General features: G+C 74.9%; 9 protein-coding genes. 5 read left to right on the plus strand and 4 right to left on the minus strand.

Features of this window, described 5'->3' with window-relative positions; translation table 11 throughout:
* Nucleotides 1-886 (minus strand): hypothetical protein (locus tag ACFOY6_RS22865; protein ID WP_379652335.1); only part of this gene is annotated, 886 nt, incomplete at its 3' end.
* A 74-nt stretch (nt 887-960) separates the two neighbouring features.
* Between ACFOY6_RS22865 and purM the strand changes: the two genes are divergently transcribed.
* Both purM and purN read left to right on the plus strand, forming a co-directional pair.
* On the plus strand, nt 961-2043 hold the full coding sequence (purM, locus tag ACFOY6_RS22870; protein WP_379652336.1) for a phosphoribosylformylglycinamidine cyclo-ligase: 1083 nt from the start codon (nt 961-963) through the stop codon (nt 2041-2043).
* Nucleotides 2040-2708, plus strand: coding sequence for a phosphoribosylglycinamide formyltransferase (gene purN, locus ACFOY6_RS22875; protein ID WP_379652337.1), 669 nt, complete (start codon nt 2040-2042; stop codon nt 2706-2708). Before purM ends, purN begins: the two co-directional genes overlap by 4 nt.
* Before the next feature lie 54 nt (nt 2709-2762).
* On the opposite strand, the gene ACFOY6_RS22880 is transcribed toward purN, so the two are convergent.
* Both ACFOY6_RS22880 and ACFOY6_RS22885 read right to left on the minus strand, forming a co-directional pair.
* On the minus strand, nt 2763-4286 hold the full coding sequence (locus tag ACFOY6_RS22880; protein WP_379652338.1) for a mechanosensitive ion channel family protein: 1524 nt from the start codon (nt 4284-4286) through the stop codon (nt 2763-2765).
* Nucleotides 4283-5236: a Tll0287-like domain-containing protein gene (locus ACFOY6_RS22885; protein ID WP_379652339.1), complete on the minus strand. Its 954-nt coding sequence runs from the start codon at nt 5234-5236 to the stop codon at nt 4283-4285. Before ACFOY6_RS22885 ends, ACFOY6_RS22880 begins: the two co-directional genes overlap by 4 nt.
* 182 nt (nt 5237-5418) lie before the next feature.
* Here ACFOY6_RS22885 and ACFOY6_RS22890 point away from each other — a divergent pair, with 182 nt between their 5' ends.
* From ACFOY6_RS22890 to ACFOY6_RS22900, 3 genes are all read left to right on the plus strand, one after another.
* Nucleotides 5419-6516, plus strand: coding sequence for a LacI family DNA-binding transcriptional regulator (locus tag ACFOY6_RS22890; RefSeq protein WP_379652340.1), 1098 nt, complete (start codon nt 5419-5421; stop codon nt 6514-6516).
* Nucleotides 6501-7442: a 3-hydroxyacyl-CoA dehydrogenase gene (locus tag ACFOY6_RS22895; protein ID WP_379652341.1), complete on the plus strand. Its 942-nt coding sequence runs from the start codon at nt 6501-6503 to the stop codon at nt 7440-7442. The genes ACFOY6_RS22890 and ACFOY6_RS22895 overlap by 16 nt, the downstream gene beginning before the upstream one ends.
* A 272-nt stretch (nt 7443-7714) precedes the next feature.
* Entirely contained in the window at nt 7715-9100 is a 1386-nt protein-coding gene (locus tag ACFOY6_RS22900) for a GntP family permease (RefSeq protein ID WP_379652342.1), read from the plus strand.
* 40 nt (nt 9101-9140) lie between these two features.
* On the opposite strand, the gene ACFOY6_RS22905 is transcribed toward ACFOY6_RS22900, so the two are convergent.
* A partial coding sequence (locus ACFOY6_RS22905; protein WP_379652343.1) for a methyl-accepting chemotaxis protein occupies nt 9141-10877 on the minus strand: 1737 nt, incomplete at its 5' end.

Raw genomic sequence — 10877 nt, forward strand, 5'->3', positions numbered from 1 at the left:
GCGGCGCCAGCGCCCCGGGCGCCACCGGGGCGGCGAAGGGATTGGCCGCCCCGGCGGCGTAGGGGCTGGCCGTCTGCGTGCCGTAAGGGCTGGCCGCCTGCGCGGCGTAGGGGCTTGCCGCCTGCGCGGCGGGCGGCACCAGGGCGAGTCCGGTGGCGGGCAGCGCCTGCATCGCCTGCTGCGGCGCTTGCCGCAGGCCGAGGCGCAGCCGGGCGCCATCCACCGCGATGGCCTGGATGTCCACCGAGGCGATCTCAGGGCTGGTGAGCAGGCGGCGGCGCAGTTCCAGCCATTCCCGCAGGCCGGTGAAGCGGGCCTCGGCCAGGATGAATCCGGCGGCCGGGGCGCCGGGCATCACCGGCGGGGCGGCGTCGCCGCCCATCCCCCCGCCGGGCGGCAGGGTGGCCGGCAGGCCGGAGGGCGGGCCGCCCGCCAGCACGCCGCCGGTTCCGCCGCCCGTGCCGCCTCCGCCGCCCGCGCGGGCGGCCACGCGGCTCTGGTTGAAGTTCACCGTCAGCCGGCCGCTGTAGCCGGTGCGGGTGGTCCGCTCCTCCTCCACGATGATGGAGGAGACCAGGGAATCGATCTGGGAATCGCTCAGCCCGCGCGTTAGGCCGAGCTCCCCGGCCATGCGGTCGTAGGCGGCGCGCTGCGCGGCGGCGAGCGCGCGGGTGCGGGCGATGACGGCATTCTCGGCGGTCGCCTCGGCCGGCACGCCGCGCTGCACATAGGGGTTCGCGGCCGGCTCGGCGGCGGTGGCGGCCATGGCCGGCGGCAGCGCCTGGGCGCGCGCCCCCTGCCCGGCCCCGAACCCGGCCGACCCGACCGCGGCGCCGATCAGGCCCCCGACGACAACGGTTGCGGCGAAGCGCCGAAAATGTTGCATTCCGCCCCCTTGGATGCCCGGCATAGTGATCTCTCCTTACCCGGGCCTTTGCGCATAGCCGATCGGGCCCCCTGATGACCAGTCTGACCTACCGCGACGCCGGCGTTGACATCGAAACCGGCGACGCCCTCGTGGATGCCATCAAGCCGCTGGCGCGCAGCACGGACCGCCCCGGGACCATGGGCTCCCTCGGCGGCTTCGGCGCGCTGTTCGACCTGAAGGCGGCCGGCTACGCCGACCCCGTCCTGGTGTCCTCCACCGATGGCGTCGGCACCAAGCTGCGCCTCGCCATCGACTGCAACATGCATGACGCCGTGGGCATCGACCTGGTTGCCATGTGCGTGAACGACCTCGTCGTGCAGGGCGCCGAGCCGCTGTTCTTCCTCGACTACTTCGCCACCGGCAAGCTGCAGCTGGAGCAGGCCCGCGCCGTCGTCGCCGGCATCGCCGAGGGCTGCCGGCAGGCCGGCTGCGCCCTTGTCGGCGGCGAGACGGCCGAGATGCCGGGCATGTACGCCAAGGACGACTACGACCTCGCCGGCTTCTCGGTGGGCGCCGCCGAGCGCGACGGGCTGCTGCCGAAGCCGGATGTCGCGCCGGGCGACGTGGTGCTGGGCCTCGCCGCCTCCGGCGTGCACTCCAACGGCTTCTCGCTGGTGCGCCGCATCCTGGCCGCCACCAACCAGGGCGTCGGCACCCCCGCCCCCTTCGCCACGCCGGAGGCCGGCGCGCAGACGCTGGGCCAGGCGCTGCTGGCGCCGACGCGCATCTACGTGCAGTCCGTGCTGGCGCTGCACCGCGCCGGGCTGGTGAAGGCGGCGGCGCACATCACCGGCGGCGGCCTGCCGGGCAACCTGCCGCGCGTGCTGCCCCGCGGCACCGTGGCGGTGCTGGACGCGCAGGCCTGGACCCTGCCGCCCGTCTTCGCCTGGCTGGCCCAGGCCGGCAACGTGGCGCCGGAGGAGATGCTGCGCGTCTTCAACTGCGGCATCGGCATGTGCCTGGTGGTGCGCGAGGCGGATGTCTCCGCCGCCACCGACCTGCTCTCCGACAAGGGCGAGACGGTGTTCCGCCTCGGCACCATCGCCGCCGGCGAGGCGGAGGCCGCGCCCGAGGTGCGGGTGGAGAACCTCACGCCGCGCTGGCCCGCCGCATGAGCGGAGGGGTTGGGAGCCGGCGGCGCACCGCCATCCTGATCTCCGGGCGGGGCAGCAACATGGCCGCCCTGCTCGCCGCCGCCGCCGACCCCGCCTACCCGGCCGAGATCGCGCTCGTCCTCTCCAACCGGGCGGATGCCGCCGGCCTCGGCCGCGCGGCGGCGGCCGGCATCCCGACCGCCGTGGTGGAATCCCGCCCCTTCGGGCGCGACCGCGCGGGCTTCGAGGCGGCGATGGAGGCGGAGCTGGCGCGGCACGGCGTGGAGCTGATCGCCCTGGCCGGCTTCATGCGCGTGCTGACGGAAGGCTTCACCACCCGCTGGGCGGGGCGGATGCTCAACATCCACCCCTCCCTGCTGCCGGCCTTCCCGGGGCTCGACACCCATGCCCGGGCGCTCGCGGCGGGCGTGAAGCTGCATGGCTGCACCGTGCACCTCGTGACGCCGGGCGTCGATGAGGGGCCGATCCTGGCCCAGGCCGCCGTGCCCATCCTGCCCGGCGACGACGAGGCCAGCCTGGGCGCCCGCGTGCTGGCCGAGGAGCACCGGCTCTACCCGGCGGCGCTGGCCTGGGTGGCGGCGGGGCGCGTGGCGCTGGAGGGCAACTTGGCGCGGCTGGACGCGCCGCCGGGGCCGAGCGCGGAACGGCTCAGCAACCCGGGCTAGGCCAGCCAGGGCCGGGGGAAGGAATTTCTCCGCCCCTTTCCTTCTGCTGCCGGGTCAGCCGGCGCGGGACAGGCGGCCGAGCTGCCCCTCCAGGGCGGCGGGCAGGGCCAGCACCGCCACCTCCTCCACCGCGCGCAGGGGCGGGTCGGCCACCAGGCGGCCGGCGGCGTCGCGCCGCGCGCGGAAGCGGTGGCCGCGGTGCTGCGCCGCCGCCTCGGCCACGTCCAGCTCGGCCAGGAAGGCGGCGCGGCGCGCGGGGTCGGGGATCTCCTCCGCCACCTCGCGGCACAGATCGGCCAGGCTGGAGGAGCGCGCGGCGGCCTGCCGCACCGCATGCTCGGCATAGGGGCCGATCTGCCGCGCCAGCGCGTCCGCCATGCGGCGCAGCGTGGCGGCGCGGCCCAGGCGCTGCAGCCGCAGCGGCGGCGGCGGCGAGACCTCGGCCAGCATCCCCGCCCCCTCATCCTCGGCCCGCACATGGCCCGCCAGCACCAGGAACTGCCCGCACGCATGGGCCTCGGGCAGGATCAGCCGCTCATCGGGGGCGTAGAGCAGCAGCCGACCGGCCTCGGCCAGCCGGCGCGCCCGCGCCTCGCGCTCCGGCCCGGGCGGCAGCAGCGCGGCCAGCGTCTCCTCCAGCGGCCGGCCGCCGGGGGCGAGGCCCGGCTCCGCCACGCGGCGCTGCCCCGGCTCGTAGAGGCGCGAGACCGGCCAGGGGATGCCGTGGCGCTGGAACACGTACCAGACCCGGCGCAGCACCTCGCTGTCGATCTCCGGCCCGTCCCAGGTGTTGCGGATCCAGTAGCGGGCGCGGTAGCGCGCCAGGGCGCTGCCGGGGTCGTAGCCCTCCAGCATCACCATCACCGGGCGCGCGGCCTCGATCTGCGGGAAGTCGGTGATCAGCGCCGTCACCAGCTCCGAGACGCGCTGCGGCGGCACGTTGGCGGGGGCGGGGAAGAGGGAATCCTGCCGCACCGGCTGCCCCGCCGGATAGACCACCATGGTGTCGTTGCAGATGCGCGCATTGGGGATGACGATGGTGGTGCCGTCCCGCCGCCGGCCGATGGCGGTGCGCCAGTCCAGCCGGACGATCTCCACCTTCCGCCCGTCCAGCACGATGGTGTCGCCCACATGCAGCACGCGGTCCATGTGCAGCGCCACGCCCGAGATCAGGCTGCCGAGCGTCGGCTGCAGCGCCAGGCCGACGGCGGCGGTGAGGATGGCCGAGGTGGTGAGCACCGCCGTGATGTCGAAGCCGAAGGAGGCCAGCACCACGGCCGAGGCGGCGAAGGTGAGCACGCTGTAGGCGATGGCGCGCTGCAGCCCGGTGGGCTCGAGGCCCAGCCCGGCGGACAGGCCGAGGCCGAGCACGGCGCGGCCGCCCGCCATCACCACCAGCAGCGCGGTGCCGAGCGTGGCGCCGATGCGCAGCCCCGCCTGCACCGGGCCGTGGCCGAGCAGCAGGTGGTCCTCGGCCAGCCAGCTCAGCAGCCACAGGCCGGCGCTGCCGGCGGCGAGCAGCGCCAGCGGCCAGAGCCCGCCGGGCAGGCCGGTTGCGGCGGCGGGGCGCGGGTTCAATCGCCGGCTTCCGGGCGCGGCGCCGCCCCGCGGCCGAGCAGGCCCATCGCCTTGCCGAGCGAGATGCGCAGCCGGTCGATCGATTCCGCCAGCCGGCGGATCTCGCCGGCGCCGGCGCGCGGCAGGCCGAGGCGCGGGTCGCCGCTCTGGCTGGCCGCCTCGGCGGCGCGGCTGAGCGCGCCGAGCGGGCGGATCACCATGCGGTCCAGCGCCAGCACCAGCGCCACATAGGCCAGGCCGAAGATCAGCGCGAGGCCGAGCCCGAGCACCCCGACCAGCTCCAGCGAGCCCTTCAGCCCCTGCGTCACCGGCACGGTCAGCACCTGGGCGCCCACCACCTCGTTCATCTGCCAGCCGAAGCCGCTGCCGGTGCCGTATTTCGCCAGCATGGCCGGCGGCGCCCGCTCCGGCGTGCTGTGGCAGGTCAGGCAGCCTTCCTGGGTGATGCGGATGGGGCGGGCCAGGTAGAACAGCCGGTCCGTGTCGGTGGGGCGGACGCCGCTCAGCTCCGCGAGCCGCGGATCGGCGCGGAAGCGCTGGATCAGCTCCACCTCGAAGGGGGTGGCGAGGTCGGCGCTGGAGGTCGGGTTCAGCGCCGGCTCGCGGTAGGTGTAGGCGCTGTACTCGCTGGCCACCATGCGGAAGACGGTCTGCGCCGCGAAGGAGGGCACCGTCTCGGCATGGAAGGCGCCATCCTCCAGCCGCGCGAGCTTGGGGAAGATGTGCTCGGCCGTGTAGCCGCGGATGGCGAGCGCCGAGCGCAGCAGGATGCGCGCCTCGGAGGCCGCCTGCCCCAGCGCGCGGTCCTGCAGCAGCAGGTAGAAGCCGCCAAGCCCCGCCAGCAGCCCCAGGCAGAACACCATGGCCAGGATGCGCGACACCGTGCGCCGTATGCCGGGAACCTGCACCGTCTCGTCTCTCCGCCCCTGCGGCGATGCTATCGCCGGCATGCCACCCCCGGCCAGACGGCACCCCGCACCGCGATCGACGAACACGAAAACGTGTGGCGCGGCGAGTTGACGCGACGCGCCGAACCGAGAACGTTCTCGGCCAACCAGGACGAGCCGGAACACGGCCGCAGACAGGAGGAAACGCATGCGCGAGAGCGCGACAGCGGCGCATGGGGCGGGCCATGCCGCCTAGCCGCACGCACCGCATCACCATCAAGGACCTGGCCCGGGGCCTGGGCATGTCGGTCGCCACCGTGGCGCGGGCCTTCCACCCCGGCGGCGCCATCGCCGCCGAGACGCGCGCCCTCGTGCTGCGCCGCGCCGAGGAGCTGGGCTACCACCCGAACGCCCTGGCGCGCGGCATGATCACGCGGCGCACCCGCATCGTCGGCGTGGTGGTGTCCGACCTCGCCAACCCCTTCTACCCGGCGGCGCTGGAGCGGCTCACCAGCCGGCTGCAGGGCGCCGGCTACAACACGATGCTGGTGATGACCGAGCCGGAGGGCGCGGCGGCGGCTTCGGAGGCGGCGGCGCTGCGGCTGCTGCTCTCCTACCAGCCGGAATGCGCCATCGTGCTGGCCACCACCCTCAGCAGCGCCGCCAGCCGAGCCTGCCGCGAGGCCGGCACGCCGCTGCTGTTCCTCAACCGCCACCCCTCCGACCCGGAGGCGGCCGCCATCGTCTGCGACAACGCGCAGGGCGGCGCGGCCCTGGCCGACCACCTGATCGACCGCGGCGCCACGCGGCTGGCCTTCGTCGGCGGCCGCGCCGATGCCTCCACCCATGCCGAGCGGCGCGCCGGCTTCCTCGGCCGCTGCGCCGAGCGCGGCCTGCCGCCGCCGCTGGAATGGCCTGGCGAGGGCGTGGCCGGCGCCTTCACCTACGCCGCCGGGCAGGCCGCGGCGCAGGCCCTGCTCGCCGGCCCGGACCGGCCGCAGGCGGTGTTCTGCGCCAGCGACATCCTGGCCATCGGCTTCCAGGAGGCAGCGCGCGGACGCTTCGGCCTGCGCGTGCCGCGCGACCTCGCCATCGCGGGCTTCGACGACATCCCGATGGCCGCCTGGCCGGCGCACGACCTGACGACGCTGCGCCAGCCGGTGGAGGCGATGCTCGACACCGCGCTGGACTGGATCGGCCGCCTCGGCCGGGGCGAGCCCCTGCCGCGCCCGCTGCTGCGCCTGCCCGGCACGCTGGTGGCGCGCGGCAGCACCCCCGCCCTGGTTCCCGCCACCCTCCGCGACACCCATCCCGAGAAGGAAACCTCATGCAGCATGTCCTGAACACCGTCGCCGTGGTCGGCGCCGGGCTGGTCGGCTCCGGCTGGGCGCTGGTCTTCGCCCGCGGCGGCGCCCGCGTCCGCCTGTTCGACGCCAGCGAGACCATCCGCGCCGGTGCCCTGGAGCGGCTGCGGACCATGCTGGAGGACATGCACGGCGCCGGGCTGGTCGAGGCGGTGGAGCCGGTGCTGGCGCGCATCACCGTGTGCGCCACGCTGGCCGACGCGGTGGGCGAGGCCGACTACATCCAGGAATCCGTGCTGGAGCGGGTCGAGGTGAAGCAGGCCGCCTGCGCCGATATCGACGCGGCGATGCGGGCGGATGCCATCGTCGGCTCCTCCTCCTCCGGCATCCCGGCCTCGGCCTTCACGGCGGGGCTGCCGAAGCGGGAGCGCTTCCTCGTCGCCCACCCGGTGAACCCGCCGCACCTGATCCCGCTGGTGGAACTGGTGCCGGCGCCCTGGACCGACCCCGCCATCCTGCCGGTGCTGCGCGCCGCCATGGAAGGCTGGGGCCAGGCGCCGATCGAGGTGAAGGGCGAGGTGGAAGGCTTCATCCTCAACCGCCTGCAGGGCGCGCTGCTGAACGAAGCCTGGGCGCTCTACGAGGCGGGCCTCGCCTCGGCCGCCGACATCGACCGCACGGTGAGCCAGGGGCTCGGCCTGCGCTGGGCCTTCATGGGGCCGTTCGAGACCATCGACCTGAACGCGCCGGGCGGCATCGCCGACTACTCGGCGCGCCTCGCGCCGCTCTACCACAGCATCGCCCTCTCCCGCCGCGACCCGCAGCCCTGGTCGGCCGGGGCGATCAAGGCCGCCGAGGCGGAGCTGCGCCAGGCCCTGCCGGCCGACCGGCTGCAGGCGCGCACCGACTGGCGCAACCGCCGGCTGATGGCGCTCGTCGCGCACCTGCGCGCGCAGCCGGAGTGATGCATCTGCGCGCGCAGCCGGAGCGACGCATCTGCGCGCGCAGCCTGAGCGATGCATCTGCGCGCGCAGCCTGAGCGATGCTGCCGCGCGCGCGGCCCGCGTGACGCCGCAGCGGCCGTGGCCCGCGTGACGCATCGGCGCGCATGGCGGGTGCGCGGCGCCCGCGGGCGCAATCCGAAGAACCCTCCGCGTGGCCGGCCACCTCGTGCCGGCCGTGCCGCCCCTCCCCCGGCCCGGGCCGGGCAGCCTCTCGTCCAGGAAGGAACCACCCCTTGATCGGCACCCTTGCCATCATCCTCTCGCTCGCCGGGCTGATGTACTTCGCCTATCGCGGCTACAGCGTGCTCTACCTCGCCCCCATCATGGCCGCCTTCGCCGTGCTGATGGCGCAGGGCGGGCCGCTGCTGGCCACCTACACCCAGGTCTTCATGACCAGCCTCGGCCGCTACGTCGTGCTGTTCTTCCCCATCTTCCTGCTGGGCGCGATCTTCGGGAAGCTGATGGCCGACAGCGGCTCCTCCACCACCATCGCGCACACCATCGTGCGGAAGCTCGGGGCCAGGCACGCCATCGCCGCCGTGACGCTCGCCTGCGGCGTGCTGACCTATGGCGGCGTCTCGCTCTTCGTGGTGGCCTTCGCCATCTACCCGATCGCGGCGGCGCTGTTCCGCGAGGCGCAGGTGCCCAAGCGGCTGATCGCGGCGGCCATCGCGCTCGGCTCCTTCACCTTCACCATGACCGCCTTCCCCGGCACGCCGGCGATCCAGAACGCCATCCCGACGCGCTTCTTCGGCACCACCACCTTCGCCGCCCCCGGCCTCGGCATCATCGCCGGCTGCATCATGCTGTTCGGCGGGCTGGCCTGGCTGCAGCTGCGCGCCCGCCGCGCCCAGGCCGCCGGCGAGGGCTATGGCGACCACCAGGAGAACCTGCCGCAGTTCGAGGATGGCGCGCGCCCCGGCTTCGCCCTCGCCATGCTGCCCATCGTCGTGGTGATCGGGCTGAACGCGCTGTTCTCGCTGGTGGTGTTCCCGCGCCTCGACCTCGGCTACCTGGCGCAGCAGGTCTATGGCAACGTCTCGCCCAGCGCCGTCATCGGCACCTGGGCGCTGATCGTGGCGCTGGTGGGCGCCATCCTCACCGTGCTGGTGCTGCAGCGCCGCCACCTGCGCGACGCGCAGAAGACGCTGAACGAGGGCACGATGGGCTCCATGCTGCCCATCTTCAACACGGCGAGCGAGGTGGGCTACGGCGCCGTCATCGCCTCGCTGGCCGCCTTCGTGCTGGTGCGGGACTTCGTGGTGGGCATCGCGCCGGACACCCCCACCATCTCGCTCGCCATCGCGGTGAACGCGCTGGCCGGCATCACCGGCTCCGCCTCGGGCGGCCTGTCCATCGCGCTCGACACGCTGGGCGCCACCTATCTGGAGCGGGCCAACGCGCTGGGCATCAGCCCCGAGCTGCTGCACCGCATCGCCACCATCTCCTCGGGCGGCTTCGACTCGCTGCCGCACAACGGCGCGGTGATCTCGCTGCTCACCATCACCGGCCTCACCCACAAATCCTCCTACGGGGACATCTTCGTGGTGAACCTGCTGATCCCGGTGGCGGCGCTGGTCACGGTCATCGTGCTCGGCACCATGTTCGGGGCGTTCTGACAGGCCGCCGCGGGAAGGGCGCGCGCCTCTTCCCGCGGCCTCAGGCGGCCTTGATGCCGCGCAGGAAGGTGCCGACCTGGAGGCCCAGCGTCTCGGACTGGCGGGACAGCTCCCCGGCGGCGGCCAGCACATCCTGCGCCGCGCCGCCCGTCTCGCCCACACGCTGCGAGACATCCACCACGTGCCGCGTAACATCCTGCGTGCCGCTGGCGGCCTGCGCCACGTTGCGGGCGATCTCCCGCGTCGCCACCCCCTGCTCCTCGACGGCGGCGGCGATGGCGCCGGCGATCTGGTTCACCTCGCCGATGGTTCCGGCGATGCCCTGGATGGCCTGCACCGCCTCCTGCGTCACCTGCTGGATCTGGCCGATCTGCGCCGCGATCTCCTCGGTGGCCTTGGCGGTCTGGCTGGCCAGGTTCTTCACCTCGGAGGCGACCACGGCGAAGCCCTTGCCCGCCTCCCCGGCACGGGCCGCCTCGATCGTGGCATTGAGCGCCAGAAGGTTGGTCTGCCCGGCGATGCTGCTGATCAGCCCCACCACGTCGCCGATGCGCTGGGCGGCGGCGGAGAGGGCGCGCACCGTCGCATCCGTGCGCTGCGCATCCTCCGCGGCGCGGGCCGAGACGGTGGTGGAGCGCTCCACCTGGCGGGCGATCTCGGCCACCGAGGTGGCAAGCTCCTCCGCCGCCGCCGCCACCGTCTGCACGTTGGCGCTGGCCTCCGCCGCCGAGGCGGCCGCGGCACCCGCCCCCTCATCCGCCTGCGCGGCGCCCTGGCGCATGGCCTGGGCGGTGGCCTGCAGCTGCGTGGCGGCGGCGGCCAGCATCTCCACGAGCTGCCCGGCATCGCGCTCGAAGCCCTGGGCCAGCCGCTCCACCCGCGCGGCGCGGGTGGCCTTCTCCTCCTGCTCGGCACGCTGGGCGGCGGCCAGGCGCTCGCCCTCGATCATGCTGTGGCGGAACACCTGGACGGCGGCCGCCATGGCGCCGATCTCGTCCCGCCGCCCCTGCCCCGGGATGGCGATGCCGAAATCCCGCTCCGCCAGCCGCCGCATCGCCACGGTGATCGCCAGCAGGGGGCGCAGCACGCGGCGGGAGACCATCAGCCAGGCCCCGAGGCCGATCCCCGCCGCCAGCCCCAGCCCGCAGGCATAGAGGATGAAGCCGGCCAGCGCCGCGCCGGAAGCCTCCCGGGCCAGGGCCTCCGCCTCCGCGCCCGCCGCCATGCTGAGCCCCCGCAGCTGCTCGATCAGGCCGGTGGCCTCCTGCCACCACTGCTCCCCGGAGACGGGGTAGGGCTGGCCGCCGGTGCCGGCGGCATAGACCGCCCGGCGAAGCTGGCCGAAGGCGCCGAACAGGCGCTCCCGCACGGCGGCGGCGGCCTGCACGGTCCGCGGCCCGCCGCTCTCCAGCTCGGCCTCGATCATCGCCCAGGCGGTCTCCACCTGGCCGCGATGGGTGGCCAGCAGCTCCAGCTGCGCCAGGGAGATGGGGGCGCCGCGGGCCAGCAGGCCGGCGACGATGCCGCGCTCGCGCCCCAGGAACTCGGTGGCGAGCCAGATGAAGTGCTTCAGGCTCTGCAGCTCCGCCAGCCGGGCCTCCGTGGTGCCGCCCGAGGCGTGCTGCGCCAGCCGCAGCGATTGCGAGGTCTCGATCAGCGCCCGCATGCCCTCCCACCACTGCGCCGGCAGCGCCGCGTCGCGCGCCGCGCGCGGCTGGGACAGCGCGGCATCGGCCCGCCGGCGCAGCGCCGCCACCTCCGCCCGCCCGGCGAGCGG

Origin of the sequence: Teichococcus aestuarii, from assembly GCF_042651065.1 — a bacterium.
Classification (GTDB): domain Bacteria; phylum Pseudomonadota; class Alphaproteobacteria; order Acetobacterales; family Acetobacteraceae; genus Pseudoroseomonas; species Pseudoroseomonas aestuarii.